General features: G+C 71.8%; 26 protein-coding genes and 2 tRNA genes. 18 read left to right on the top strand and 10 right to left on the bottom strand.

From position 1 onward, the window contains the following. The first annotated feature begins 11 nt into the window (after positions 1-11). Together AB0E88_RS17835 and AB0E88_RS17830 are read left to right on the top strand one after the other, a co-directional pair. Complete coding sequence (locus AB0E88_RS17835; protein WP_361631220.1) at positions 12-692, top strand: AIM24 family protein; 681 nt, start codon at positions 12-14, stop codon at positions 690-692. Between the two features lie 17 nt (positions 693-709). Beyond that, entirely contained in the window at positions 710-1,465 is a 756-nt protein-coding gene (locus AB0E88_RS17830) for an AIM24 family protein (RefSeq protein ID WP_361631217.1), read from the top strand. Between the two features lie 78 nt (positions 1,466-1,543). Here the strand turns inward: AB0E88_RS17830 and AB0E88_RS17825 are convergent, their stop codons facing one another. Together AB0E88_RS17825 and AB0E88_RS17820 are read right to left on the bottom strand one after the other, a co-directional pair. After that, positions 1,544-2,059, bottom strand: coding sequence for an NUDIX hydrolase (locus AB0E88_RS17825; protein WP_361631214.1), 516 nt, complete (start codon positions 2,057-2,059; stop codon positions 1,544-1,546). Next, complete coding sequence (locus AB0E88_RS17820) at positions 2,056-3,504, bottom strand: zinc-dependent metalloprotease (protein ID WP_361631211.1); 1,449 nt, start codon at positions 3,502-3,504, stop codon at positions 2,056-2,058. Before AB0E88_RS17820 ends, AB0E88_RS17825 begins: the two co-directional genes overlap by 4 nt. Positions 3,505-3,696: 192 nt before the next feature. Between AB0E88_RS17820 and AB0E88_RS17815 the strand changes: the two genes are divergently transcribed. The 4 genes from AB0E88_RS17815 to AB0E88_RS17800 all read left to right on the top strand — a co-directional run bounded on the left by AB0E88_RS17815 (position 3,697) and on the right by AB0E88_RS17800 (position 6,948). Next, a complete protein-coding gene (locus AB0E88_RS17815; RefSeq protein ID WP_361631208.1) occupies positions 3,697-4,809 on the top strand; it encodes an SDR family oxidoreductase in 1,113 nt (370 codons plus the stop codon). Between the two features lie 184 nt (positions 4,810-4,993). Next, positions 4,994-5,455: a molybdenum cofactor biosynthesis protein MoaE gene (locus AB0E88_RS17810; protein WP_361631205.1), complete on the top strand. Its 462-nt coding sequence runs from the start codon at positions 4,994-4,996 to the stop codon at positions 5,453-5,455. Positions 5,456-5,652: 197 nt separating this feature from the next. Continuing rightward, on the top strand, positions 5,653-5,784 hold the full coding sequence (locus AB0E88_RS17805; RefSeq protein ID WP_361631373.1) for a hypothetical protein: 132 nt from the start codon (positions 5,653-5,655) through the stop codon (positions 5,782-5,784). Between the two features lie 72 nt (positions 5,785-5,856). Further along, positions 5,857-6,948, top strand: a complete 1,092-nt coding sequence (locus AB0E88_RS17800) for a PDZ domain-containing protein (protein ID WP_361631202.1) — start codon at positions 5,857-5,859, stop codon at positions 6,946-6,948. A gap of 6 nt (positions 6,949-6,954) precedes the next feature. Here the strand turns inward: AB0E88_RS17800 and AB0E88_RS17795 are convergent, their stop codons facing one another. Further along, the gene (locus tag AB0E88_RS17795) at positions 6,955-7,494 is read right to left on the bottom strand and encodes a PPA1309 family protein (protein WP_361631199.1); all 540 of its coding nucleotides are present in this window, start codon (positions 7,492-7,494) and stop codon (positions 6,955-6,957) included. Positions 7,495-7,658: 164 nt separating this feature from the next. Here AB0E88_RS17795 and AB0E88_RS17790 point away from each other — a divergent pair, with 164 nt between their 5' ends. The 4 genes from AB0E88_RS17790 (at position 7,659) to AB0E88_RS17775 (ending at position 13,056) form a co-directional block, all read left to right on the top strand. Then, positions 7,659-10,625 (top strand): UPF0182 family protein, encoded by a 2,967-nt coding sequence (locus AB0E88_RS17790; protein WP_361631363.1) that lies wholly within the window; start codon positions 7,659-7,661, stop codon positions 10,623-10,625. A 42-nt stretch (positions 10,626-10,667) separates the two neighbouring features. Next, positions 10,668-10,741 (top strand) — tRNA-Met (locus AB0E88_RS17785). A 227-nt stretch (positions 10,742-10,968) separates the two neighbouring features. After that, positions 10,969-12,771 carry a tetratricopeptide repeat protein gene (locus AB0E88_RS17780; protein WP_361631196.1) on the top strand — a complete coding sequence of 601 codons (1,803 nt, stop codon included), beginning with the start codon at positions 10,969-10,971 and terminating at the stop codon, positions 12,769-12,771. Between the two features lie 211 nt (positions 12,772-12,982). Beyond that, positions 12,983-13,056, top strand: a tRNA-Met gene (locus AB0E88_RS17775). A 199-nt stretch (positions 13,057-13,255) separates the two neighbouring features. Here the strand turns inward: AB0E88_RS17775 and AB0E88_RS17770 are convergent. Continuing rightward, on the bottom strand, positions 13,256-13,672 hold the full coding sequence (locus AB0E88_RS17770) for a Fur family transcriptional regulator (RefSeq protein WP_361631193.1): 417 nt from the start codon (positions 13,670-13,672) through the stop codon (positions 13,256-13,258). Positions 13,673-13,816: 144 nt separating this feature from the next. Here AB0E88_RS17770 and AB0E88_RS17765 point away from each other — a divergent pair, with 144 nt between their 5' ends. Continuing rightward, positions 13,817-15,271 carry a catalase gene (locus AB0E88_RS17765; protein WP_361631190.1) on the top strand — a complete coding sequence of 485 codons (1,455 nt, stop codon included), beginning with the start codon at positions 13,817-13,819 and terminating at the stop codon, positions 15,269-15,271. A 63-nt stretch (positions 15,272-15,334) separates the two neighbouring features. Here AB0E88_RS17765 and AB0E88_RS17760 read toward each other — a convergent pair whose 3' ends face one another. Beyond that, the gene (locus tag AB0E88_RS17760) at positions 15,335-15,727 is read right to left on the bottom strand and encodes a CBS domain-containing protein (protein WP_361631187.1); all 393 of its coding nucleotides are present in this window, start codon (positions 15,725-15,727) and stop codon (positions 15,335-15,337) included. A 150-nt stretch (positions 15,728-15,877) separates the two neighbouring features. After that, positions 15,878-16,681, bottom strand: a complete 804-nt coding sequence (gene hisN / locus AB0E88_RS17755; protein WP_361631184.1) for a histidinol-phosphatase — start codon at positions 16,679-16,681, stop codon at positions 15,878-15,880. 148 nt (positions 16,682-16,829) lie between these two features. On the opposite strand from hisN, the gene AB0E88_RS17750 reads away from it, so the two are divergent. Beyond that, a complete protein-coding gene (locus AB0E88_RS17750; RefSeq protein WP_361631361.1) occupies positions 16,830-17,435 on the top strand; it encodes a TetR/AcrR family transcriptional regulator in 606 nt (201 codons plus the stop codon). A 7-nt stretch (positions 17,436-17,442) separates the two neighbouring features. Here the strand turns inward: AB0E88_RS17750 and AB0E88_RS17745 are convergent, their stop codons facing one another. From AB0E88_RS17745 to AB0E88_RS17730, 4 genes are all read right to left on the bottom strand, one after another. Next, a complete protein-coding gene (locus AB0E88_RS17745; RefSeq protein WP_361631181.1) occupies positions 17,443-17,766 on the bottom strand; it encodes a multidrug efflux SMR transporter in 324 nt (107 codons plus the stop codon). A 99-nt stretch (positions 17,767-17,865) separates the two neighbouring features. Continuing rightward, entirely contained in the window at positions 17,866-18,876 is a 1,011-nt protein-coding gene (gene rsgA / locus AB0E88_RS17740; RefSeq protein ID WP_361631178.1) for a ribosome small subunit-dependent GTPase A, read from the bottom strand. A gap of 8 nt (positions 18,877-18,884) precedes the next feature. Further along, complete coding sequence (gene aroA, locus AB0E88_RS17735) at positions 18,885-20,201, bottom strand: 3-phosphoshikimate 1-carboxyvinyltransferase (protein ID WP_361631176.1); 1,317 nt, start codon at positions 20,199-20,201, stop codon at positions 18,885-18,887. Between the two features lie 76 nt (positions 20,202-20,277). Beyond that, the gene (locus AB0E88_RS17730) at positions 20,278-21,000 is read right to left on the bottom strand and encodes a M50 family metallopeptidase (RefSeq protein WP_361631173.1); all 723 of its coding nucleotides are present in this window, start codon (positions 20,998-21,000) and stop codon (positions 20,278-20,280) included. A gap of 49 nt (positions 21,001-21,049) precedes the next feature. Between AB0E88_RS17730 and AB0E88_RS17725 the strand changes: the two genes are divergently transcribed. The 6 genes from AB0E88_RS17725 to AB0E88_RS17700 all read left to right on the top strand — a co-directional run bounded on the left by AB0E88_RS17725 (position 21,050) and on the right by AB0E88_RS17700 (position 26,754). Then, positions 21,050-21,865, top strand: a complete 816-nt coding sequence (locus AB0E88_RS17725) for an SOS response-associated peptidase (RefSeq protein ID WP_361631170.1) — start codon at positions 21,050-21,052, stop codon at positions 21,863-21,865. Between the two features lies 1 nt (position 21,866). Then, positions 21,867-22,496 carry an alpha/beta family hydrolase gene (locus AB0E88_RS17720; RefSeq protein WP_361631167.1) on the top strand — a complete coding sequence of 210 codons (630 nt, stop codon included), beginning with the start codon at positions 21,867-21,869 and terminating at the stop codon, positions 22,494-22,496. A 258-nt stretch (positions 22,497-22,754) separates the two neighbouring features. Continuing rightward, the gene (locus AB0E88_RS17715; RefSeq protein ID WP_361631164.1) at positions 22,755-23,450 is read left to right on the top strand and encodes a sigma-70 family RNA polymerase sigma factor; all 696 of its coding nucleotides are present in this window, start codon (positions 22,755-22,757) and stop codon (positions 23,448-23,450) included. Further along, the gene (gene rsrA, locus AB0E88_RS17710) at positions 23,447-23,749 is read left to right on the top strand and encodes a mycothiol system anti-sigma-R factor (protein WP_361631161.1); all 303 of its coding nucleotides are present in this window, start codon (positions 23,447-23,449) and stop codon (positions 23,747-23,749) included. The genes AB0E88_RS17715 and rsrA overlap by 4 nt, the downstream gene beginning before the upstream one ends. A 157-nt stretch (positions 23,750-23,906) precedes the next feature. Next, on the top strand, positions 23,907-25,235 hold the full coding sequence (locus AB0E88_RS17705; protein ID WP_361631158.1) for an HD-GYP domain-containing protein: 1,329 nt from the start codon (positions 23,907-23,909) through the stop codon (positions 25,233-25,235). 259 nt (positions 25,236-25,494) lie between these two features. Continuing rightward, a complete protein-coding gene (locus tag AB0E88_RS17700; RefSeq protein ID WP_361631155.1) occupies positions 25,495-26,754 on the top strand; it encodes an HD domain-containing protein in 1,260 nt (419 codons plus the stop codon). Positions 26,755-26,802 lie beyond the last annotated feature (48 nt).

Raw genomic sequence — 26,802 nt, 5'->3', positions numbered from 1 at the left:
GGGAGCCCGTCATGAACCAGCCGCTCGCGGGCTTCGCCCCCGCACCCGTCACCGCCCGTATGGAGAACCACGGCGACCACATGCTGAAGGTCGCCATGCAGAGCGGGCACGACCTCCTCGCGCGCGTGGGCTCGATGGTCGCCTACGAGGGCTTCATCCAGTACGAGCCCAACCCGCCGGCCGTGCGGCAGATCGCCCGGGACTGGATCACCGGCGAGGGCGCCCCGCTGATGAAGTGCTCCGGCGACGGCCTGCTCTACCTCGCCGACTACGGCGCGAACGTCGTCGTCATCCAGCTCAACGGCGACGGCATCTCCGTCAACGCCACCAATCTGCTCGCCTTCGACGCCCATCTGTCGTGGGGAGTGGAGCGGGTGAAGGGGCTGGCGAAGTTCGCCGGACAGGGCCTGTGGAACACGAAGATCTCCGGGCAGGGCTGGGTCGCGCTCACCTCCCGGGGCAAGCCCATCGTCGTCGACTGCGGCGGCGGCGAGGACGAGACGTACGTCGACCCGGACGCGCTGGTCGCCTGGTCCCCGAACCTGAAGGTGAAGGGCAAGCGCAGCTTCAAGGCGCAGTCGCTCATCGGCCGCGGCAGCGGTGAGGCCTACCAGATGGCCTTCTCCGGCCAGGGCATCGTCGTCGTCCAGCCCAGCGAGGACAGCACCGACCGCCTCCGGTTCCGGGGCTGAGGGGGAGCCAGAAAGCCATGCAGAGCCCGCTTTTCGCCCACAACGACCTGCAGACCTCCGAGCGCTGGAGCCTGCAGAACAAGCAGATGCTGCGCGTCACCCTGGAGGGCCACGACGACATCCTGGCCCGCAAGGGCACGATGGTCGCCTACCAGGGCCTCGTCGAGTTCGACGCCGAGTACCGCAGCAACAACCAGGCACGCGCGCGTGCGTACACCGGCGAGGGCCTGGACCTGATGCGCTGCCACGGGCAGGGCACGGTGTACCTCGCCAACCTCGCCCAGCACGTCCATGTCATGGACGTCGAGCAGGACGGGCTGACCGTCGACAGCTCCTACGTCCTCGCCATGGACTCCTCGCTGCACCACGAGGTCATCGCCGTCGACAGCCTCTACGGCATCTCCGGCTCCGGGAAGTACCAGCTCAACATCACCGGGCGCGGCAAGGTCGCCCTGATGACCTCCGGGGCGCCGCTGCTGATGCAGGTCACCCCGGACAAGTACGTCAACTGCGACGCCGACGCCATCGTCGCCTGGTCCACCGGGCTGCGCGTGCAGATGCAGGCCCAGACGCACTCCTCGGGCGTCTGGCGACGGCGCGGCAGCACCGGCGAGGGCTGGGAGCTCAGCTTCATGGGCAGCGGCTTCGCTCTGGTGCAGCCCAGTGAGCTGCTGCCGCCGCAGAACGCCCAGATCGGCCAGGGCCTCGCCGCCCAGTTCGGCATGGGCCAGCAGGGCGCGCGCGGGCAGAACCAGGGCAACGTCTGGAGCTGAACCTCCCGCAGGACCAGAAGCAAGGGGCGCCCGCCTACCGCGGACGCCCCTTGCACGTTCCGGAGCCCGGCACGCCGTTCACAGCCGGGCGCGAGTCGCCTCCAGCAGTCGTACCACCGATTCGTCCGCCACGCCCGCCACCTCGTCGTAGGCGAACCAGCGCAGGTCGAGCGACTCGTCGCTGATCTGCTCCAGCGCCCCGGCGGGCGCCAGCGCCGCGTACTGGACGTCGAGGTGCCAGGCGCACGGCGTGAGGTGCCGGTCGAGACGGACCGGGCCGCCGGGCAGCAGGCGCAGACCCTCGACCCCGGACTCCTCGGTGGCCTCCCGCAGGGCGGCGGCCGCCAGGGAGACGTCCTCCGGCTCGCAGTGGCCGCCCATCTGCAGCCACATGCGCAGCTTCTTGTGCAGGGTCAGCAGCACCCGCCCGTGCTCGGCGTCGACGACCAGCGCGCTCGCCGTGATGTGACCGTCCGCGCAGGCCTTCCACATGCCGTCCGGGTGGGCGGCGAGATGGTCCAGGTAGGTCTGGCGCAGCTCGTCCTGGTCCTCGTACCCCTTCAGGACGAGGACCGCGTCGTCGTACAGGCTCACTCGGTCTCGTCGCCGCCTTCGGGCTTGCCGTCCTCGGCGCTCTCGTCCTTCTTGCGCAGGTCGGGCTTCGCGCCGCCGGCGGCCTCGCCGAGCATCTTGTCGAGCTCGGAGAAGTCGATCTGCTCGCGGTGCACGAAGCCGTCCGGGTCGTCCAGATCGGTGGCCGTCGGCAGCATGTCCGGGTGGTGCCACAGGGCGTCCCGGCCGTCGACCCCGCGCGCGTCCGTGAGCGAGGCCCACAGGCGGGAGGCGTCCCGCAGGCGGCGAGGACGCAGCTCCAGGCCGATCAGCGTGGCGAACGTCTGCTCCGCCGGGCCGCCCGAGGCGCGGCGGCGGCGCAGCGTCTCGCGCAGCGCGTCGGCGGACCCCAGCCGCGGCTTGGCGGCCGCGTGGACCACCGCGTCCACCCAGCCCTCCACGAGGGCCAGAGCGGTCTCCAGACGGGCCAGGGCGGCCTTCTGCTCCGGGGTGTCCTCCGGCTGGAACATGCCCTGCTGAAGAGCCTGCTGCAGCTCCTCGGGGTTCTGCGGGTCGAACTGGCCGACCACGTCCTCCAGCTTGGCGGTGTCGACCTTGATCCCGCGCGCGTAGCCCTCCACGGCGCCGAACAGGTGCGAGCGCAGCCACGGCACGTGCGCGAAGAGGCGCTGGTGGGCGGCCTCACGCAGGGCGAGGTACAGCCGCACCTCGTCCTGGGGGACGCTCAGGTCCTTGCCGAAGGCCTCGATGTTCAGCGGCAGCAGGGCCGCCTTGCCGGCCGGGCCCAGCGGCAGACCGACGTCGCTGGAGCCGACGACCTCGCCCGCGAGGACGCCGACGGCCTGCCCGATCTGCGTGCCGAACATGGCCCCGCCCATCGAGCGCATCATGCCGATCAGCGGGCCGGCCATGGCCTGCATCTCCTCCGGCAGGATGTCGCCCATGGCGCCGCCGACCCGCTCGGCCACCGGGTCGACGAGCTCCTTCCACGCGGGCAGGGTCGCCTCGACCCACTCCGCGCGGCTCCAGGCGACGGCGGACGCCGAGCCGGACGGCAGCGACGTCGCGTCGTCGAGCCACAGGTCGGCCAGGCGGACCGCGTCCTCCACGGCCTTGCGCTCGGCGGGGCCGACACTGGCGTCCTTGGTGCCGTCCGGGGTGCCCTGGGAGACCGTCTGGCGGGCGATCTGCTTGGCCATGTCCCAGTTCACCGGGCCGCCCTCGTAGGAGAGCATCTGGCCCAGCTGCTGGAAAGCGGCGCCCAGGTCGGTGGGGTTCAGCGAACCGAACATGGCAGCGAGCGGATTGTCCGCGCCGCCTCCCAGGCCTCCGGCACCGGGCAGCCCGAAACCGAAGGGGTTGGACGGTCCCTGACCACCACCGCTCTGCTGGTCCTTCTTCTTGCCCTCGTCGCCGTCTTCCGGCTCCTCCGGCGGAAGGCCGAAACCGAATGGGGTGTCACTCACGGGATTCCTCGGCTGGTAAGGCCGCCGGTCTCTCTCCGGCGGCACGACTGCCCGACAACACCACCCAGCCTAGACACCGCGAGCGGTTCGGGCCTCGGTGCTTCGCCGAGTGAACGCCTGCGGCAGGATGGATGCCACCTGGTACGTACGCGTCATTTGCGCTCGTATGAAGACAACCGCTGGAGACGCCCGGTGAGTTCCCCAGATCCGCAGGTTCGCGCAGCGCGAAACCACTCAACCACATCCGCCGCGCGCGGGCCCGTCGTCGCGGTCACCGGTGCCGCGTCCGGGGTCGGCGCGCTGCTGACCGAGCGGCTCGCCGCCTCGGAGGAGATCAAGCAGGTCATCGCCATCGACGAGCGGCGCGGCGAGTGCGAGGCGGCGCAGTGGCAGATCCTGGACGTCCGGGACCCCGCCATCGCCGACAAGCTGCGCGGCGCAGACGTCGTCGTCCATCTGGCGCTCGACCTCGACCTCGGCTCGGACGCCGCCGCCCGAACGGCGTACAACGTGCGCGGGACCCAGACCGTGCTGACCGCCGCCGCGGCGGCCGGGGTGCACCGGGTGGTGCTGTGCACCTCCGCGATGGTCTACGGGGCGCTGCCGGACAACGAGCTGCCCCTGTCGGAGGACGCCGAGCTGCGGGCGACGGCGGAGGCCACGGGCGTCGGGGACCTGCTGGAGATCGAACGGCTGGCGCGGCGCGCGCCGCGCGCGCACCCGGGGCTGAACGTCACCGTGGTCCGTCCGGCCGTCCTGGTCGGCGGCACCGACACCGCGCTGACCAGGTACTTCGAGTCGCCACGCCTGCTGGTGGTGGCCGGGTCGCGGCCCGCCTGGCAGTTCTGCCACGTCGAGGACCTGTGCAGCGCGCTGGAGTACGCCGTGCTCGAGAAGGTCGACGGGGAGCTGGCCGTCGGCTGCGACGGGTGGCTGGAACAGGAGGAGGTCGAGGAGCTCAGCGGGATCCGGCGGATGGAACTGCCGTCCGCGGTGGCGCTGGGCGCGGCGGCGCGACTGCACCGGATCGGGCTGACGCCGTCGCCGGCGGGGGACCTCGCGTACACGATGTACCCGTGGGTGGTCAGCGGCAGCCGGCTGCACGATGCCGGGTGGCGGCCCAAGTGGACGAACGAGGAGGTGCTGGCCGAGCTGCTGGAGGAGGCGTCCGGGCGGCACACGGTGGCCGGACGGCGGCTGGGGCGCAAGGACGCCACGGCGGCGGGGGCCGCGGGAGCGACGGTGGCGCTGCTGGGCGCGGCGGCGGTGGTACGGCGGGCCCGGAAGGCACGGCGCCGCGTGTGAGCCGGCGTCTTCGGCGGGCCGGTGGCCGGCGCGGCGCGGGGGCCGGGAGCTGGTGCCGGTGGCCGGTGCCGCGAGGGCCGGGGGCCGATCGTCCCCGGCTCCGTACGTAGCTCCAAGCTCCCACGCGCGTGTGCCTGGTGAAACGTCTATTTCGGATGGGCGCGCCGTCGGGCACGATGGGGGCATGGCACCCACGTACGACCATCCCGGTGAGCAGGCAGCGACGGATCCCGTCAAGTTGATCGGTGTGCGGGACACGGCGCTGTCCGTGGACGAGGTATTCCGGGCCGTCGGGGACGAGGCCGCCGGCGGGACCGCGCTGTTCGTGGGCACCGTGCGCAACCACGACGGCGGCGCCGACGTGGACGCCCTCGGGTACTCCTGCCACCCCTCCGCCGAGGCCGAGATGCGGCGCGTCGCGGAGAAGGTCTGCGCCGAGTACCCGGTCCGGGCGCTGGCCGCCGTCCACCGTGTGGGGGATCTGGCCGTCGGTGATCTCGCGGTCGTCGTCGCCGTGTCGTGCCCGCACCGCGCAGAGGCCTTCGACGCCTGCCGGAAGCTGATCGACGACCTCAAGCACGAGGTGCCCATCTGGAAGCATCAGAGGTTCTCCGACGGCACGGAGGAGTGGGTCGGCGCCTGCTGATCCACGCGACGGCGTCCGCTGAGCGGTGCCGCGACGCCCGCCGATACGCCGAGCGCCGGAATTCCGGTTGCGTAACCGACCCCCCGGCGTGAGCGTTGTCACGGCAGATGGTTAATCTGCTGATCAGTCGGTAGCGGTCGCTCAGTTGGGGTCGGGAGGTCGCCATGGGGGCGCTCGTCTGGTTGCTGATTCCGCTCGTGGCTGCGGTCGCAGCCGGTCTGTGGGGCAGTTGGGCGAACCGGACCCGCAAGGTCCGCAGTGATGGTCCTGAGCTGGACGGCTATGCCCGCTTCCGTGAGGCGATGGAGAAGTCGCACTCCGGCACCTGACACGGGCCTGGCGTGTGATCAAGTCGGCGGCCCTGACGGTGCTCCGACAGACACGTCCCGTAGTGTCGTGCCATGCCACGCCGCACCGCGACGATGCTCGCCTCCACCTTGATGCTGATCGCACTCCTGTGCGCCGGAGTGCTCATCAACGTGCCGTACTCGGAGATGTCCCCGGGGCCGACGGTGAACACCCTCGGCGACCACGACGGCGAGCCGGTGCTGCAGATCTCCGGGCGCAAGACCTACCCCACGGACGGTCACCTCAACATGACCACCGTGCGGGTCACCAGCGCCGACTACCGGATGAACCTCGTGGAGGCGGTCTACGGCTGGCTCGCGCACGACACCAAGATCGTGCCGCATGACACGCTGTACCCCGACGGCAAGACCGAGGAGCAGTCCAGCCAGGAGAACGCCGAGGAGTTCAGCCAGTCCCAGGAGAGCGCCAAGGTCGCCGCCCTGAACGAGCTGCACGTCCCGGTGCAGTCCTGGGTGATCGTCTCCACGGTGGTCAAGGGCTCGCCCGCGGAGGGCAGGCTGCACGCCGGTGACGTGATCAAGGCCGTCGACGGCACCGCGGTGAAGCAGCCCGCCGACGTCGCCAAGCTGGTCACCGAGCACAAGCCCGGCGAGAAGGTCGTCTTCACGATCGTGCCCGCCAAGGAGCAGGCGGCCGCCGAGAAGGAACACCGGACGGCGACCGCGACCAAGAATGTGACGATCACCACAGCGGCGTCCGACGATCAGGGCCGCAAGCGGGCCATCGTCGGCATCTCGGCCGGCACCGACCACACGTTCCCGTTCACCATCGACATCAAGCTCGCCGACGTGGGCGGCCCGAGCGCCGGACTGATGTTCGCGCTCGGCATCTACGACAAGCTCACCCCCGGCGCTCTGACCGGCGGCAAGTTCGTCGCGGGCACCGGCACCATCGACGACGACGGCAAGGTCGGCCCGATCGGCGGCATCGAGATGAAGACCGTCGGCGCGCGCGACAAGGGCGCCCAGTACTTCCTCACGCCCGCCGACAACTGCGCGTCCGCCGCCAAGGACACCCCCGACGGCCTCACCCTCGTCAAGGTGAGGACCATCGGTGACGCCCTCGACGCCCTCAAGGACATCAGCAGCGGCAGGACCGCCGACCTGCCGAAGTGCACCAAGTAGCGGGGACTAGTCCTCGAACGTCGCCGCCAGCGCGTCCGCCAGGCCCGGGATCAGGTCCGGGCCGGTGAGGACCTCCGTCGGCGAGTCCTTCTCGCGCAGCCGGAGCGCCGACTCACGGCCCCCGCCGCGCAGCACCGCGACCGTCATCCGGACCTCCTGCCGCTCGGGGTGCTCGGCGACCCACTGCGCCAGCTTCGCGCCGTCCAGACCCTGCGGGACCTGGGCCTCGGCGGACGGCGGCAGCATCAGCCGCTCCACGGTCAGCGCGCAGCCGGCCACCGCGTCGGGCCAGGCGATGGTGGCCAGGAACTCATCCAGCGGCCGGTCCGTTGCAATCTCGTCCTGCTCGATCGGGGTGAGGCCGGTGCTCTCGTCCTCCCCCAGACCGAGCTGGTCGGCGAGCGAGGGTTCCTGAGCCCGCAGCTGCTGGGTGTCGACGAGGGCGAAGAGGCGTGCGGGCTGGTCCCAGCCGAGCCCGGAGGCGTACTCGTCGATCTCGAGCACGGCCCGGGTGAGGGGGTTCGCTGCCATGGGAGTGTTGGACATGGTCACAATCCTGCCTCGTTCCCGGCCGAAATCGGGAACCGAGTAAACCGTGAGTAAGTTGCATAGGTGTGGGCCCGCGATCACGGGGGGCCACGGAGGGCCTGCGAAAACGCCGGCCTGACGAGACGACAGCGAACTTCGAGGTGCGCACCTTGGCTTTCCAGATGCCGGACCGCGGCGGAGGCCCCACGGGGCCGCGGATCAGAGTGGGACGCCCGTCCCGGCGTGTCCGGACCCTGCTCGCGACGCTGGGCGTCCTTGCCGTACTCGGCATGGCGTTCACCATGTTCGCGGGCTTCTGGACGGACTGGCTGTGGTACCGGTCGGTGAAGTACTCGTCGGTCTTCACCACCACCCTGTGGACCAAGATCGGGCTGTTCTTCGTCTTCGGCCTGCTGATGGCCGTCGCCGTCGGTCTCAACATCTGGCTGGCCCACCGGCTGCGCCCGCCGCTGAGCGCGATGTCGATGGAGCAGCAGAGCCTCGACCGCTACCGGATGGGCATCGCGCCGTACAAGAAGTGGCTGCTGCTCGGGATCACGGCCCTGGTGGGGCTGATCGCCGGGGCGTCGGCCGCCGGCCAGTGGCGCACCTGGCTGATGTGGGTCAACGGCGTGTCCTTCGGCCAGAAGGACCCGCAGTTCCATCTGGACGTCTCCTTCTACGCCTTCGACCTGCCCTGGTACCGCTTCCTGCTCGGCTTCGGCTTCGCCGCCACGATCCTGTCGCTGATCGCCGCCGCGCTCACCCACTACCTGTACGGCGGGCTGCGCGTCACCAGCCCCGGTGCGCGCGCCACGGCCGCAGCGACCGGGCATCTGTCGGTGCTGCTCGGCGTCTTCGTCACGCTGAAGGCGGTCGCCTACTGGCTCGACCGGTACGGGCTCGCGGTGAAGTCCAGCGACTTCAAGGCGACCGACAACTGGACCGGCCTGAGGTACGTCGACGCCAACGCGTATCTGCCCGCGAAGACCATCCTCTTCTGCATCGCCGTCATCTGCGCGCTGCTGTTCTTCGCCACCCTGTGGCGGCGCACCTGGCAGCTGCCGGTGATCGGCTTCGGCCTGATGGTGCTCTCCGCGATCCTCATCGGCGGGCTCTACCCCGCGATCGTGCAGAAGTTCCAGGTCCAGCCCAACGAGCAGGCCAAGGAAGCCCCGTACGTCCAGAAGAACCTCAAGGCGACGCGTGAGGCGTACGGCATCGACGACACCCAGGTCAGCGAGTACCCGGGCACCAGCACCACCAAGGACACGACGAAGCTGCGCGACGACGCCGAGAGCGTCGCCAGCATCCGGCTGATGGACCCCAATGTGGTCGGCCCGACGTTCCAGCAGCTCCAGCAGGTGCGCAACTACTACGGCTTCCCGTCCAACCTGGCCGTCGACCGGTACAAGACCAAGGACGGCAAGGTCCAGGACACCGTCATCGGTCTGCGTGAGCTGAATCTCAACGGGGTGCCGAAGCACAACTGGATCAACGACCACTTCCGCTACACCCACGGCTTCGGGGTGGTCGCGGCCAAGGGCACCGAGGCCGACTCCGAGGGCCGCCCGGTCTTCACCGAGTACGACCTGCCGTCCAAGGGCGACCTCGGCACCTACCAGCAGCGGGTCTACTACGGCGAGAAGACCACCACCTACTCCATCGTCGGCGGTCCCCAGGACGAGATCGACTACTCCGACGACAGCGGGGAGAAGACCACCCGCTACCAGGGCAAGAGCGGGGTGAACCTCGCCAATCCGCTCAACCGGGCCGCGTACGCGGTGGCCTTCGGCGAGCCGCAGATCCTGTACTCCGGCGCGATCGGCGACGGTTCGCGCATCCTGTACAACCGCACGCCCAAGGAGCGCGTCGAGGCGGTCGCCCCGTGGCTGACCATCGACGGCGTGACGTACCCGGCGGTGGTCGACGGCCGGATCCAGTGGATCGTCGACGCCTACACCACCACCAACGGCTACCCGTACGCCTCGCGGACCACCCTCGGTGACACCACGACGGACTCGCTGACGGCCGCGAACAACCAGCGGGTGGTGGCGCAGCAGAACCAGGTCAACTACATCCGCAACTCGGTGAAGGCGACCGTCGACGCCTACACCGGCGAGGTCAAGCTCTACCAGTGGGACACCAAGGACCCCGTCCTGAAGACGTGGATGAAGGCGTTCCCGGGCACGGTCCAGCCCAAGAGCGACATCTCCGCCTCGCTGATGGAGCATCTGCGCTACCCGCAGGACCTGTTCAAGGTGCAGCGCGAACTGCTCACCCGCTACCACGTCGAGGACGCGCAGACCTTCCTCAGCGGCAGCGAGGTGTGGCAGATCCCGGACGACCCGACGAACAAGTCGGGCGACGCGGTGCCGCCGTACTACCTGAGCATGAAGCTGCCCGGGCAGAAGTCGCAGGCGTTCTCCCTGACGACCACGATGACGCCGAACGGCCGGGACAACCTCAGCGCGTTCATGTCGGTGAGCGCCGAACCGCAGTCCGGCGACTACGGCAAGATCAGCATCCTGAAACTGCCGACCGGCAAGACGATCGACGGTCCGAAACGGGTGCAGAGCCAGTTCAACTCCGAACCCTCCATCGCCGAGTCGATCAGCCTGCTGCAACGCGGCGACTCCAAGGTGGAGTACGGCAATCTGCTGACCGTCCCGCTGGACGGGGGCCTGCTCTACGTCGAGCCGGTCTATGTGCGCGGCGGTGACCTCAAGTACCCGCTGCTGCGCAAGGTCCTGGTCACCTACGGCGGCAACACGGCCTTCGAGAACACCCTGGACGAAGCCCTGAACAAGGTGTTCGGAGCCAACGGCTCCGAGACCCGGCCGCCGGACCAGGGCACGGGCACCACCAAGCCGCCGGCGACCGGCAACCCGACGGTCCAGCAGGCGCTCGACGACGCGCAGAAGGCGTTCGACGCCGGCCAGGAGGCCCTGAAGAAGGGTGACTGGCAGGCGTACGGCCAGGCCCAGAAGGAGCTGGAGGACGCCCTGAAGCGGGCCGAGGACGCCCAGTCCAAGGCGGGTCAGGGGGCGCAGGGTGCCAAGCCCGGCGGCACGGCGAGCCCGAGCCCCACGCCGACGACCGCTCCGAGCGCGACGGCCAAGCCGACGCCCTCTCCGAGCAGCGGCTGATCATGCCCGCCCCGCGCCGTGGTACGGTTGTACACACAACGGCGCGGGGTGGAGCAGCTCGGTAGCTCGCTGGGCTCATAACCCAGAGGTCGCAGGTTCAAATCCTGTCCCCGCTACTGAAGTCGACGACGTGGTCGTACGACGGTGAAGGCCCGGATCCTCACAGGGATCCGGGCCTTCGTGTGTGCGAACGCATGTGCCGACGGGTAGGAGCGCCGTGCCGCCGTGGGGAGTTGGGGGAACTGTGTTTGACTTGTCTCTCTGTGGGCATGTCGACAAAACGCTGAAGTGACCTCACGGACTGCGGTATACCGGGTGTACCCAGGTTGCAGGTGGTGCGACGATGGACGTTATGGGGGACAAGGCAACTCTGTTCGAGACAGGGCGATTTGTTCAGCCTTCGGGCGATGAGGACGAGGGCGAGGCCGCGGAGGAACTGCGCCAGCGCCTCGCCGCGGAGGCCGGCGACGTCGAGGCGATGAGCGTCCTCGGGGCCATGCTGCTGCGCCGCGGCGATCTCGACGGAGCCGAACCCCATCTGCGTGCCGCCACCGCCGCGGGCGACCGCGCCGCCGCCAACAACCTCGGTGTCCTGCTGCACCAGCGCGGATACGCCGAGGAGGCCGCCGGATGGTGGCGCATCGCGGCCGTCGCCGGTTCCGCGGCCGCCGCGCACGCGCTCGGCCGGCACCACCGTGAGCGCGGCGACGAGCCCGCCGCCGAGTACTGGCTGCGCCAGTCCGCCGACCAGGGGCACGTGCTGGGCGCCTACGCGCTCGCCGACCTGCTGGAGCACCGGGGAGACGCCGAGTCCGAGCGGTGGCTGCGGGCCGCGGCCGAGCGCGGGCACCGGGAGGCGGCGTACCGGCTGGCCCGAGCGCTCGACGCGCGCGGCACGCGGGAGTCCGGCGGTGACAACGGTGTCGGCCTCGTCGCCGAGGCCGAGCAGTGGTACCGGCAGGCCGCCGCGCGCGGCCACCGGCGGGCCGCGCTGCACCTCGGGGCGATCCTGGAGAAGCGGGGCGAGCTGAAGGAGGCCGGCCGCTGGTACCTGACGTCCGCGAAGGACGGCGAGCCGCGCGCCGCGTGCGCGCTCGGCTTCCTGCTGCGCGACGCCGGGGACTCCGACAGCGCCGCCGCGTGGTGGCTCAAGGCCGCGCAGGAGGGCGACGGCAACGCCGCCAACGCGCTGGGCGCGCTGCACGCCGAACGCGGGGAGACGCAGACCGCCGAGCGGTGGTACCGGGCGGCGATGGACGCCGGGGACGTCAACGGCGCGTACAACCTCGGGCTGCTCTGCGCCGAGCAGGGGCGGACCGCGCAGGCCGAGCAGTGGTACCGGCGCGCGGCCTACGCGGGGCACCGGGAGGCGGCGAACGCGCTGGCCATCCTGCTCCTGCGGGGCGGCGACGAGACCGGGGCCGAGCCGTGGTTCTCCAAGGCGGCGGAGGCCGGGAGCGTGGACGCCGCGTTCAATCTGGGGATCCTGTACGCCGGGCGGGGCGAGGACGCGGCCGCGCTGCGGTGGTACGAGCGGGCGGCGGCCGCCGGGCACACCGAGGCCGCGCTGCAGGTCGGGATCGCGCGCCTGAGGGACGGCGACGAGCCGGAGGCGGAGCGGTATCTGCGGTGCGCGGCGGGGGGCGGCAGCGCGGAGGCGGCGTACCGGCTGGCCGCAGTGCTGGACGCGCGGCGGCCGCCGGCGCCCACGCACGAGCTGGGCGAGTCGTTGCAGTCGCTGCACGAGAAGACCGAGTGCGAGGAGTGGTACGAGCGGGCGGCGACCCAGGGGCACCGGCGGGCGCAGGTGCGGGTGGGGATGCTGGCCGCGGCGCGGGGTGACGTCGTCGAGGCGGCGCGGTGGTACCGGGAGGCGGCCGAGGCCGGGTCGCGCAACGGGGCGTTCAATCTGGGGCTGCTGCTGGCGCGGGAGGGGAGCGAGCCGGAGGCGGCGATGTGGTGGACGCGGGCGGCCGACGCCGGGCACGGGCGGGCGGCGTTGCGGCTGGCCCTGGTCTACGCGCGTCGTGGCGAGCTGGTGGAGTCGCAGCGCTGGGCCGACCGCGCGGTCACGCTGGGGCCCGGTGAGGTCTCGGAGCGGGCGGCACGGCTCCGCGACGCGCTGCGGGAAGAACTGTCCGCGTGAGTCTGTCGGCGTGAGGCCGGGGCGGGGTGGCCTTCCGGGCGACGCGAGCGCGGCCGGCTCAGGGGCGCGGGGGGCCGCGTGACCAGGCCCGGCGCGCCCACGGGCCGTACGACCGCATGCGCCCGCGTCGGCTGCCCGCGGCCTGATCGGCTGCCTGCACGGAAGCGATTTGCTTCTGTCGGCTTCCTTGACGTAGTGTTCCATTCATCGACGCGGGGTGGAGCAGCTCGGTAGCTCGCTGGGCTCATAACCCAGAGGTCGCAGGTTCAAATCCTGTCCCCGCTACTGAAGGCCGAGGGCCGGAAGCCGAAAGGTTTCCGGCCCTCGGTGTTATGCCGTCGGTGTCATGCCCTCGCTGCTTCGCCCTCGGTGTTCTTGCGGGCCGGCGTCGGCCCCGCGCCGGTTCGCGGCAGGTCGGCCCCGCGCCGGTTCACGGCAGAGAAAACCCCGGTACGGCATCCGTACCGGGGTTTTCTGCGTACTGCTACGCGCTCGCGCAGTTCGGGCACAGGCCCCGGTACGTCACCTCGACGTCGGAGACCGTGAAGCCGAAGCGTTCGGTGTCGGGGAGGTCGGACAGCGGGTTGCCCGTCGGGTGCACGTCCTTGATCGCGCCGCAGTTGGCGCAGACCAGGTGATGGTGCGGCCGGTGCGCGTTCGGGTCGTACCGCTTGGCGCGCTTGTCGGTGCTGACCTCGAGCACCTCGCCCAGGGAGACCAGTTCGCCGAGCGTGTTGTACACGGTCGCCCGGGAGATCTCCGGCAGCTTGGCGACGGCCCTGGCGTGCACCTCGTCGGCCGTGAGGTGGACGTGCTCGCCGTCCAGGACCTCGGCCACGACACGCCGCTGCGCGGTCATCCGCCATCCGCGGCCGCGCAGCCGTTCCAGAAGGTCGCTCATGGAGACCAGCGTAACAGCAAGGAGACCAGGTTCCGAATAGGTGTGAAGTTGGAGTCCAACTTGACTTAGACATTGTCCAATGTAGGATCGACAACGGCTTTGGCCAAGGGACAGGATCAGACAGAAGGTACGCAGGAGGCGCTCGTGACCACGGGACCGCTCACGACGGAGGCCGGTGCGCCGGTAGCCGACAACAACCACAGCGAGACCGCGGGCGTCGGCGGCCCGGTGCTCGTCCAGGACCAGCTCCTGCTGGAGAAGCTGGCCCACTTCAACCGCGAGCGCATCCCGGAGCGCGTGGTGCACGCCCGGGGCGCCGGGGCCTACGGGACCTTCAGGGTGACCGCGGACGTCACGCCGTACACGCGGGCGAAGTTCCTCTCCGAGGTGGGCAAGGAGACCGAGGTCTTCCTGCGCTTCTCCACGGTGGCCGGCAACCTCGGCGCCGCCGACGCGGTGCGCGACCCGCGCGGCTTCGCGCTGAAGTTCTACACCGAGGAGGGCAACTACGACCTCGTCGGCAACAACACCCCGGTGTTCTTCATCCGGGACGCGATCAAGTTCCCGGACTTCATCCACACCCAGAAGCGCGACCCGTACACCGGGTCCACCGAAGCGGACAACGTCTGGGACTTCTGGAGCCTGAGCCCGGAGAGCACGCACCAGGTCACCTGGCTCTTCGGCGACCGCGGCATCCCCGCCTCCTACCGCCACATGGACGGCTTCGGTTCGCACACCTTCCAGTGGAACAACGAGGCCGGCGAGGTCTTCTGGGTCAAGTACCACTTCAAGACCGACCAGGGGATCAAGAACCTCACCGCCGAGGAGGCCGACCTCCTCGCGGGCAAGGACCCCGACTCCCACCAGCGCGACCTGCGTGAGGCGATCGAGCGCGGCGAGTTCCCGAGCTGGACGGTGTACGTCCAGATCATGCCGGCGGCCGAGGCGGCGACGTACCGCTTCAACCCGTTCGACCTGACCAAGGTGTGGCCGCACGGCGACTACCCGCTGACCGAGATCGGCAAGCTGGAGCTCAACCGCAACCCGCGGAACATCTTCGCCGAGGTCGAGCAGTCGATCTTCTCGCCCGCCCACTTCGTGCCCGGCATCGGCCCGTCGCCCGACAAGATGCTCCAGGGCCGCCTCTTCGCCTACGGCGACGCGCACCGCTACCGCGTCGGCATCAACGCCGACCACCTGCCGGTGAACCGCCCGCACGCCACCGAGGCGCGCACCCACTCCCGGGACGGCCACCTCTACGACGGCCGTCACGGCGGGGCGAAGAACTACGAGCCGAACAGCTTCGGCGGTCCCGCGGCAACCGGACGCCCGTTGTGGGAGCCGCTCGGCTCCCTGGCCGGCGGCACCGGCAACCACCCGACGCCGCTGCACGCCGAGGACGACGACTTCGTGCAGGCCGGCAACCTCTACCGGCTGATGACCGAGGACGAGAGGGAGCGCCTGGTGGGCAACCTGGCCGGCGCCCTCGCGCAGGTCTCGCGCGAGGACATCGTCGAGCGCGCGGTCGGCAACTTCCGCCGGGCCGACGCCGACTTCGGCAAGCGCCTGGAGGTCGCCGTGCAGGCACTGCGCGGCTGACCTGCCGGAGCGCCCGCGGCCGACGGGCCGGGTTCCCTCGCGGGGCCCGGCCCGTCGGCGTGCTCACGCGGGGACGCGCTCGCGGGCGGGTGCCCAGCAGCGGATGATGTCGCGGACCGAGACGATGCCGGCCGGCTCGTCACCGTCCAGGACGATCAGATGGCGGAAGCCGCCGTGCGCCATGGCGCGGGCCGCCTCTTCCAGGGTCCAGGCGGGGGCCGCGAACACGACGTCCGTGGTGGTGTGGTCGTCGGCCAGTTCGGTGTCCGGGTCCTGCCCCAGGCCGATCGAGTTGAGGATGTCGCGTTCGGTGAGGATGCCGATGCCGCCGGCGTCGGGGTCGTACACGACGGCCGCGCCGACGCGGCGGGCGGACATCAGAGCGGCTGCCTGGCGGAGGGTGTGGTGCGGGCCGATGGTGAGGACCACCGTGCTCATGGCGTCGCGGACGAGCATGGTCTAGAGCCACCTCCTGGAGTCGTCCCCGGCTGCTTGTTCATGAATTCACAAGTTCACAAGCGGGGGGACTCTCAGAGTGGCAGGTAAAGCGGGGGTCAACAAGAGGGCGCGTGCGGCCCGTTGGGGGCGCGCACGCTCACCTCGGCTTTACCGGTAGCGCCCGTTCAGATACCCCAGCAACTCGTCGTGCAGCAGGCCGTTGGAGGCCGCCGCGTTGCCGCTGTGCGGGCCGGGACGGCCGTCGAGGCCGGTGAAGGTGCCGCCGGCCTCGGTCACGACGATCGCGTTGGCGGCCATGTCCCACAGCGACAGCTCCGGCTCGGCGCAGATGTCGACTGCGCCCTCGGCGACCAGCATGTACGGCCAGAAGTCGCCGTACGCGCGCGTGCGCCACACGCTGCGGGTCAGGTCCAGGAAGCCGTCCAGGTGCCCCCGCTCCTCCCAGCCGGACAGCGAGGAGTAGGCGAAGGACGCGTCCGAGAGCTGCGAGACGCCGGAGACCTTCAGACGCGTCGCCTGGGAGAGGCTGCGGCCGGTGTAGGCGCCGTGACCCTTCGCGGCCCACCAGCGGCGGCCGAGGGCGGGCGCGGACACGACGCCGACGACGGGCTGGTAGCCGCCCTCCCCGGCCTCCATCAGGGAGATGAGCGTGGCCCAGACGGGCACACCGCGGACGTAGTTCTTGGTGCCGTCGATCGGGTCGATCACCCAGCGGCGCGGGCCGGTGCCCTCGATGCCGTACTCCTCGCCGAGGACCGCGTCGCGGGGGCGGGAGCGCGCGAGATGACCGCGGATGATCTCTTCCGCTGCCTTGTCCGCTTCGCTGACCGGGGTCATGTCCGGCTTCGTCTCGACCTTGAGGTCGAGGGCCTTGAAGCGGTCCATGGTGGTGGCGTCGGCCGCGTCGGCGAGGACGTGCGCGAAGCGGAGATCGTCGAGGTAGTCGGGCATGTGGGGAACGGTAGTCGGCCGGGTGCGGGTGGGACCAGCGGGGTCCGTCAGCCGGATGGCAGGTGTGCCGTGGCTGCGTGCACACCCTTGACAGTGCATACGGGCCCGTCAAACCTGGGCGCAGAGTCGGTCGCCCTAGGGAGCGATGATGCCTGCTGCGAGGGAATCCCTGCTGGAGGCCGCGTTCGCGGCGGTGGCGCGTCGGCCGTGGCCGGCGGTGCGGATGGTGGACGTGGCCGCCGCGGCGGGAGTGTCCCGGCAGACGCTGTACAACGAGTTCGGCAGCAAGGAAGGGCTCGCGCGGGCGCTCGTGAGAAGAGAGGCGGACGCCTACCTCGCCGGCGTCGAGCGCTCGCTCGCCGGAGGGGGTGACGCGGCGGAGCGGCTCGCGGCGACCGCCGAGTGGACGGCGTCGGCGGCCCGCGACAACCCGCTGCTGCGCGCTCTGCTCACCGGCTGCTGGAGCGAGCGGCTGCCCGCGCCACCCCTGAACGCGGTGCCGTCCACCTCCGCCGTACCGGCGCAGCGCCGCGCCGACGGGCCGCTGCCCTCGCCCGGCGAACTCGTGGCGCAGGTACGCGACCGCGCCGTCGTCGCGCTCTCCGCGCCCGGTACGGCCCGGACGGACGGGGCCGAACTGGCCCGCGCCAGTGAACTGGTGGTCCGGCTCGCGCTGTCCTGCATCGCCGCCCCGCCCGGCGAGGGCGGCCTCACCGCGCTGGTGCGCGCCGTCCTGCCCCGGCAGATCGCCTGAGCGGAGGTCAGTGCGTGGAGCCGGACAGCTGCAGGCCGATCACGCCCAGGATGACCAGGCTGATGGAGACGATCTTCAGCGTGGACACGAGATCGCCGAGGAAGACCATGCCGTAGATCGCGGTGCCGGCCGCGCCGATGCCGGTCCACACCGCGTAGGCCGGGCCCACGTCGAGCTTCTTCAGGGACAGGGTCAGCAGGCCGAAGCTGCCCAGCGCGAAGCAGGCGAACGCGATCGTCGGCCAGAGGCGGGTGAACCCGTGCGAGAGCTTCAGGCACACGGCGAAACCGGTCTCCAGAATCCCGGCCACTATGACCAGCAGCCACGCCATGTGCTGTCCTCCCGTTGATCCGGATCTCCGGCTCGGTGCGATTATGCACTTACCGAACGCGAGCCCCGGCAAACAACGCGGACGCACCGCGGCAGCGGCTCAGTCGCCCTCCGTGCGCTCCCGCGTGGACAGCAGCCGGCGCAACGAGTACAGCCGGGCCGGATCGGCGTGACCGTCCGCGACCCAGGCGTCCAGCGCGCAGTCCGGCTCGTCGTGGCTGCACGCGCGCGGACAGCCCTCGGTGCCGGCCTCCAGGTCGGGGAAGGCGTGGATGACCCGCGAGGGGTCGACGTGGGCCAGGCCGAAGGAGCGCACACCCGGGGTGTCGATCACCCAGCCGTCGTCGCCGGCCAGCGGCAGTGCCAGCGCGGAGGTGGTGGTGTGCCGGCCGCGGCCGGTCACCGCGTTCACATGCCCGGTCAGGCGGCGGCGCTCCTCCGGGACCAGCGCGTTGACCAGGGTCGTCTTGCCGACGCCGGAATGGCCGACGAACGCCGTGATCCGCCCGTCCAGCTGTGCGCGCACCCGGTCCGCGGCATCGCCGTTCTCCAGCTCCTCGCGGCTGGTGACGACGTAGGGGATGTCCAGGTCGCCGTACAGCTCGAGCAGTTTGTCCGGCGGGGCCAGGTCCGACTTGGTCAGCACCAGCAGCGGCTCCAGACCGCCGTCGAACGCCGCGACCAGGCAGCGGTCGATCAGCCGCGGGCGCGGCTCGGGGTCGGCGAGGGCGGTCACGATGGCCAGCTGGTCGGCGTTGGCGACGACCACCCGCTCGAACGGATCGTCGTCGTCCGCCGTCCGGCGCAGCACCGAGGTGCGCTCCTCGATGCGCACGATCCGGGCGAGCGTGTCCTTCTGGCCGGACAGGTCGCCGACGATCGCCACCCGGTCCCCGACCACGGCGGCCTTGCGGCCCAGTTCACGCGCCTTCATCGCCAGGATCGTGCGGCCGTCGACGAGGCAGGTCAGCCGGCCCCGGTCGACGGTGAGGACCATGCCCTCGGCGGCGTCCTCGTGCTTGGGCCGGATGCTGGTGCGCGGCCTGCTGCCCCGGCGTCCGGGGCGGGTGCGGATGTCGTCCTCGTCGGTGTGCTTGCCGTAGCGGCGCATGGTGACCCCTACGCCCCGAGCATCCCGGTCCACAGTTCGGGGAACTCCGGCATGGTCTTCGCCGTCGTCGCCACGTTCTCGATCTCCACGCCCTCGACGGCCAGGCCGATGATCGCACCGGCCGTCGCCATGCGGTGGTCCTCGTAGGTGTGGAAGACGCCGCCGTGCAGCTTGCGCGGGCGGATGTGCAGGCCGTCGGCGGTCTCGGTGACGTCACCGCCCAGCTCGTTGATCTCCTTGGTCAGCGCGGCCAGCCGGTCCGTCTCGTGCAGCCGCAGATGCGCCACACCGCGCAGCGTCGAGGGGGAGTCGGCGAGCGCGGCGACCGCGGCGATGCCGGGGGTCAGCTCGCCGACCTCACCGAGGTCGACGTCGATGCCGTGCACGGCACCGGAACCGGTGAAGACGAGGCCGTAGTCGGTCAGCTCGCAGGAGCCGCCCATCTCGGTGAAGATCTCCCGCAGCCGGTCACCGGGCTGGGTGGTGCGCTCCGGCCAGTCGGGGACGACGACCCGGCCGCCGGTGACCAGCGCCGCCGCCAGGAACGGCTGCGCGTTGGACAGGTCCGGCTCGATCGTCAGGTCGCGGCCGAGCAGGGCGCCCGGCGTCACCCGCCACACGTTCGGCTCGCCGCCCGACTCCGGGGTGTCCACCTGGGCGCCGACCGCGCGCAGCATGTCCACGGTCATCTGGATGTGCGGCATGGACGGCAGGGTGGCGCCGACGTGCCGTACCTCCACGCCCTGGTTGAAGCGCGGCCCCGACAGCAGCAGCGCCGAGACGAACTGCGAGGAGGAGGACGCGTCGATCTCCACCGGTCCGCCGTCCAGGGCGCCCCCGCCGTGCACGGTCATCGGCAGCGCGCCCCGGCCGTCGTCGTCGATCCGCGCGCCGAGCACGCGCAGCGCGTCGATGACACCGTGCAGCGGCCGCTCGTACGAGCGCGGGTCGCCGTCGAAGCGGATGGGACCGTCGGCGAGCGCGGCCACCGGCGGCAGGAACCGCATCACCGTGCCGGCGTTGCCGACGTCGACCGTGGCCGGGCCGCGCAGCCCGGTGGGCAGGACCCGCCACGCCTCGCCGGTGCCGTCCGGGCCCACGCCCTCCTCGATCTCCACGCCCATCGTGCGCAGGGCCCCGGCCATGAGCAGGGTGTCGCGCGAGCGCAGCGGGCGGCGCAGCCAGCCCGGCTCGGAGGCGAGGGCGGCGAGCACCAGGGCACGGTTGGTGACCGACTTGGACCCGGGCACGTGGACCGTCGCGTCGACGGCTCCGCTCGCGTGCGGGGCGGGCCAGAGGGCGGTGTGTGCGGGGTTCGGGGCCATGGGGCCACTTTATAAGGAGCGGCGAGGTGGAGGTCGTCGCGAGCACCCGCCGGCAGGCGGTGGGGAGGCCGGGCCGTCACCAGCCCAGCAGCCAGCGCCCCCCGCCGATCAGCGAGCACAGCGACACCGCGTGGAACAGGAACAGCCACACTCCCGCCGGGGCGTGCGTCAGCCGGGACAGCTGGTCCGCGTCCGAGTCCCCGGCGCCGCCCCGGAGGCGCTTGGCCTGCAGTTCGAAGGCCGGGCGCACCCCGCCCAGCAGCAGGAACCACACCACCGCGTACCCGAACGCCGCCTGCACCTGAGGTCCCGCGAGCCAGGAGACGAGCACGAACGTGCCACCCGTAAGGAGGACCGTCAACGCGCCGTACGCATTGCGGATCATCACCAGCATCGCCACCAGCAGGGCCGTCGCCACCCACAGCAGCAGCGTGATCCGGCCCGTGGCGAGCAGGGCCGCGCCGCCGAGACCGAGCAGCGGGGGAGCGGTGTACCCGGCCGCCGCGGTCAGGATCATGCCGAGCCCGTACGGCTTGCCGCGGCTCACCGTCAGGCCGCTGGTGTCGGAGTGCAGCCGGATGCCGGTGAGCTGCCGGCCGGTGAGCAGCGCGACCAGGCCGTGGCCGCCCTCGTGGGCGATGGTGATGGCGTTGCGGGATATCCGCCACAGAGTGTGCGGCACGACCACGGCCAGCGCCGCGACCATGGTGGCCAGCACCACCCAGAGGTCCGGGTCGGACTGGGTGCCGGTGAGCCGGTCCCAGAGATCGGGCAGCGCGGTGGCGGCGAGGTGGTCCATGGGGGGAAGTGGCTCCTCTGCTGGTGGGGAGTCTGGCAGGCTGGCACGCATGTGCGGACGGTTTGCATCGAGTCGTAGGCCCGAGGATCTCGCAGGAGTCTTTGAGATCGAGACATGGGAGCCGGAGGAGACCCTGGCGCCCGACTACAACGTGGCCCCGACCAAAGAGGTGTACGCCGTCCTCGACCGTCCCCTCAAAGACGTCCCGGACCCGCGTCCGGTTCGCCAGCTGCGGAAGCTGAGGTGGGGGCTCGTGCCGTCCTGGGCCAAGACCCCCGAGGGCGGCGCCCGCATGATCAACGCGCGTGCCGAGACCGTGCACGAGAAGCCGTCCTTCCGCCGTGCGTTCACCTCCCGCCGCTGCATCGTGCCCGCCGACGGCTACTACGAGTGGGTCACCGGCGAGCAGGAGCGGGAGCTGGAGGTCGAGGGGAAGCGGAAGCGGCCGCGCAAGCAGCCGTACTTCGTGCTCCCGGCCGACGGCTCGGTGTTCGCCATGGCCGGGCTGTACGAGTTCTGGCGCGACCGCACCCTGCCCGACGACCACCCGCAGGCCTGGTGGGTGACCTGCTCGGTGATCACCACGGAGGCCGAGCAGACCCCGCTCGCCGTCGCCCCCGCCGAGGGCCCGCGCTCGCTCGCCGCCATCCACCCCCGGATGCCGCTGATGCTCACCCCCGACCGCTGGGACGCCTGGCTGGACCCCGCCCGCACCGACCCCGACGAGCTGCGGGAGCTGCTCGCGCCGCCGCCCGCCGGGCTGATGCGCGCCTACCCGGTCTCCACGGCCGTGAGCAACGTGCGCAACAACGGCGAGGAGCTGCTGAAGGAGCTGGCCGCGCCGGAAGAGGGCACACTCTTCTGACGTGACGACCGAGATCATCAGCACCGACGCGGGCGACGCCCGCATCACCTGGCACACGGCGAGGGCGGCACGGCTGGTCCTGGCCGTCAGCCACGGCGCGGGCGGCGGCATCGAAGCGCGCGACCTCCAGGCGCTCGCCCGCGCGCTGCCCGGACACGGGGTGAGTGTCGCCCTCGTCGAGCAGCCCTGGCGGGTGGCCGGGAAGAAGGTCGCGCCCGCGCCGAAGACGCTGGACACCGGCTGGCGCGGCCTGTGGCCCGCCCTGACCGCGCCCGGCCTGCCCGTGATCTCCGGCGGCCGCAGCGCGGGCGCGCGCGTGGCCTGCCGCACCGCCACGGAACTGGGCGCGCACGCCGTGCTCGCGCTGAGCTTCCCGCTGCACCCACCGGGCAGACCGGAGAAGTCCCGCGCGCAGGAACTGCTCGGCGCCGGGGTGCCCACGCTGGTCGTGCAGGGCGGCAACGACCCCTTCGGCAGGCCCGGGGAGTTCCCGGACGGGTCGTACGACCTGACCGAGGTGCCCTTCGGCGACCACGGGTTCGCGGTGCCCAAACGCGCGGGGATCACCCAGGAGCAGGCGCTGGAGATCGTCACCGACGCCGTCGTGCGGTGGGCCTCGTCACTGGCCTGAAACCCTCGGGAATGTGGGGCGGACGGTCGCTGTTGAGGCGGACAGAAGTGCTGGGGAACCAGCGCCGACGCCGTAGGAGAGGAAGTCCGCCGCATGGGTTCGACCTTTTGCCCGAGCCGTGAGCGCCGTGCCGACCTGGACTGGACGGTGCTGCACGCGGCCAAGACCGCTCCTATTCGAGCGGCGGCAGGCACGGGTCGTCGTCTATCCTCCGATTCGGGTGGGACCGGTTTCGGCCGCCCGACGACGTTTGAGGAGGTGGGTCCGGTTCCCGGTACCGACGCAGGGACCGACAACGGCCAGACGGGGCTGCCCGAGGGCCAGGGCGCCGGCGCGGACGCGAGCACGGAGACGACTGCGGAGCGCACCGCGCGCTTCGAGCGTGACGCCCTCGAATTCCTCGACCAGATGTATTCGGCCGCGCTGCGCATGACGCGCAACCCGGCCGACGCCGAGGACCTGGTGCAGGAGACGTACGCCAAGGCGTACGCGTCCTTCCACCAGTTCCGCGAGGGCACCAACCTCAAGGCGTGGCTGTACCGGATCCTCACCAACACGTTCATCAACTCCTACCGCAAGAAGCAGCGTGAGCCCCAGCGCTCCGCCGCGGAGGAGATCGAGGACTGGCAGCTCGCGCGTGCCGAGTCGCACATGTCGACGGGGCTGCGCTCCGCGGAGTCCCAGGCGCTCGACCACCTGCCCGACTCGGACGTCAAGGAAGCGTTGCAAGCGATCCCCGAGGAGTTCCGCATCGCCGTCTACCTCGCGGACGTAGAGGGCTTTGCGTACAAGGAGATCGCGGACATCATGGGGACACCCATCGGTACGGTGATGTCCCGGCTGCACCGGGGCCGCCGTCAACTGCGTGGCATGCTCGAGGACTACGCCCGCGAGCGCGGACTGGTCCCGGCCGGCGCCGGAGAGTCGAACGAAGCGAAAGGCTCGGGCTCATGAGCTGCGGAGAGCCGCACGAGACGGACTGCAGTGAGGTCCTCGACCACCTGTACGAGTTCCTCGACAGTGAGATGCCGGACGTCGATCGCGACAAGTTCAAGCAGCACTTCAAGGAGTGCTCGCCGTGCCTGGAGAAGTACGGCCTGGAGCAGGCCGTGAAGAAGCTGGTCAAGCGGTGCTGCGGCCATGACGACGTGCCGACCGACCTGCGGGCCAAGGTCCTCGGCCGGCTCGATCTGATCCGCTCGGGGCAGGCCGTGCCCGAGCACGACGTCACGGCCACGCCGCAGGAGTCCTGACCCGCCCTGCCGGCGTCTTGACCCCCTCTGCCGGAGTCCTGACCCGCTCCGCCGTCACCCGAATGTGCTAATCCGCGGGTCATACGCCCGCGGAGCCCCCTGACCCCGCCCTAGGCTCCGAAGCCTGGCGCAGGCACGGTCGGGGGGAGGGCCCTTCATGGAGACGGTTCCGGCACGGGCGCGTGCCTACGTGGCCGGTGTCGTGGGCTGCGCGCTGCTCTGCCTGCTTCCCGTGCCGTCCCCCCTTCCCGTGCCGTCCCCGACGGTGCCCTGGCCGGCGGTCGTCGCGCTCGCGGCGGTGTACGCCGCCGGCGAGCGGGTCGCCCGCCGGCGCTTCGCCGGAACGTTCTACCCGGTCCTGCTCGCCGGGGCCCTCCTGCTGCCGGCGCCCGCAGCGGCGCTCGTGCCGCTGCCGGGCGCCCTGCTCGCACCGGTCGAGCAGCGCCCCGTGCTGCTGCGCCGCATCTGGCGCGCCGCCCAGCTCGCCGTCGGCGCCTGGGCGGCGGCCCGGGTGCACGGCGCGCTCGGCGGCCGCGACGCCGTCGCCGCCTGCCACTTCCCGTACGTCCTGCTGCCCGCCGGCGCGGCCGTGCTCGCCTTCTGCCTGGGCCTCGTCCTGCTCGACGGAGGCATCCGCGCCCTCGCCGAACGCAGGCCGCTGCGCCGCGCCTGGCACGGCCTGTTCCTGCGCTCCCTCGGCCCGCTCGCCGTGCACGGGCTCGCGGGGCTGATGATGGCCGTGCTCTGGCACAGCCCCTACGGCCCCGTCGCCGCCCTCCTCGTGCTGCTGCCGATGGGCGTGTCGTGGTGGGTCTTCGCGCAGTACCACCGGCAGCGCGCCGCCCACCAGGCCACCATCCGCGCGCTGGTGCAGGCCGTGGACATCAAGGACGGCTACACCCGCGGTCACAGCGAGCGCGTCGGCCAGGCCTCGATGATGATCGCCCGCGAGCTCGGCATGAGCGACGAACGCGTGGAGGTCCTGCGCTTCGCCGGGATCCTGCACGACGTGGGCAAACTCGGCGTCCCCACCCGCCTGCTGCGCAAGGACGGCCCGCTCACGCCCGAGGAACGCCGGATCATCGAACTGCACCCCGAGTACGGCCATGACATCGTGCGCGGCATCTCCTTCCTCGGCGAGGCCCGCTCGGCGGTCCTGCACCACCACGAACGCATCGACGGCAGCGGCTACCCCTACGGCCTCAGCGGCGGCCAGATCCCCGAACCCGCCCGTGTGGTGGCCGTCGCCGACGCCTTCGACGCGATGACGTCCACCCGCTCCTACAGCAGGGCCCGCCCGGTTCCGGCGGCGCTGACGGAGCTGCGGCGCTGCGCGGGGACCCACTTCGACCCGCAGATGGTCGAGGCCCTGGTCCGGGCGGTGGCCAGCCAGGGCTGGCACCCGACGGTCACGGCCGAGGAGACCCCCGCCGCGGGCACGCTGCCCGTCCCGCGCTCCGCGTCGAGCCGTGGGGCGCATCGGTGAGGGGGCCGGGCCCGTGCTGTGCCGGCCCCCCGAACCGTGCCGGCCACAGCCACCGCCACGACAACCGCCACAGCCACGGCCACGGCCACGACAACCGCCACGGCCACGGCAACCGCCACGGCCACGGCAGCGCCCCCGGCAGGGGCTTCGGCTTCGGCGTCGGCATCGACGGCGGCGGCACCCGGGCCGGGGCGGTGGCCCGGTCGGGCCGCCGGTCGGGGACCCGCCCGTCGGGGACCCGCCGGTCGGGGACCCGCCGGTGAGCGGGCGGCCGGCTTCGGCGGCCTTGCTCTGTGTGCACACCGGTGCCGGGGTGCTGGCGCTCGTCTGTCTCGTCGGTACGCTGCGCGCCGGTCTCGCCGACCGGCCCGTCGCGCTCGCCTTCGGCGCTCTCGTCGCCGTCGGCGAACTCACCCGCTGGAGCGGCCCGCACCTGCGGGAGCCCGCCCCGCTCGGCGCCGCCGGGGCGCTGTCGTACGCCCTGCTCGGGCAGTGCGCCGGGCGGCCGACCGGGCACGGGGTGGCCCAGGTCGTCGCCGTCGTCTGCGCGGCCGCCCTGCTCGGCGGGGTGCCGCACATCGCGCGCGGGCGCGGGCCGACCCTCGACGAGCTGGCCCGGCGCACGCTGACCGCCGGCTTCGCCGCCGCCTGTTTCCAGCCGCTGTTCAACCGGGGCGTCTTCGACGCCTGGATCGGCCCCGCCTACGCCCTGCTGCTGATCGCCCTCCTCGCGCTGACCGCCCTGTGCGACGCGGTGCTCGCCGCCGCCCTGGCCCACGCGCGCACCCGCTGGCCGTTCGGGCCGTTGCTGCGCGACCAGCTGCGCGCGCTGCCCGGCGTCGGCTCCGCGGTGTGCGCCACCGGGGCGGTGATGGCCCTGGCGGTGGCCGTCGCGGGCCTGTGGGCGCTGCCGGTGTTCTGTCTGCCGCTGCTGCTGACCCAGCTCGCCGTCCGCCGGTACGCCGCCGTGCGCGCCACCTACCGGCAGACCATCGCCTCCCTGGCCCGGGCCACCGAGATCGCCGGGTACACGCCCGCCGGGCATGCGCGCCGGGTCGCCGAGCTGAGCCAGGCGGTCGGGCGCGACCTCGGGATGAGCGAGCCGGAACTGACGGTGCTGGAGTACGCGGCGCTCATGCACGACATCGGTCAGCTCAGCCTGATCGACCCGGTCCCGGACGGGGCCACCGCCCACCTCCCGGCACCGGAGCAGCGGCGGATCGCGCTGCTCGGCGGGGCCGTCGTACGGCAGACCGGGGTGAGCCGGCAGGTCGCCACGGTCGTGGAGCGGCAGGCCGACCCCTGCTGTGAGCAGCCCCTCGCCGCGCGGATCGTGCGGGCGGTCAATGCCTACGAGGAGAAGGCTCGGGGTAGTGGGGCGGGCGGGGCGCTGGCCGCCCTGGAGGAACTGCGCCTCGGGACGGCCGGTGACTTCGCGCCGGAGGTGGTGGAAGCGCTGGCCCGGGTGTTGTCCCGGCACCAGTCTGACGCTGCCCCCAGCTGGGTAACCCATGGGTAATGAGCGGCCCTCCCGGCGTACGTGGTTGGATGCGAGGGAGAGGGTGTC

The organism is Streptomyces sp. NPDC028635 (assembly GCF_040637635.1).
GTDB lineage: Bacteria > Actinomycetota > Actinomycetes > Streptomycetales > Streptomycetaceae > Streptomyces.
This window is presented reverse-complemented; position numbering and strand designations above follow the sequence as displayed.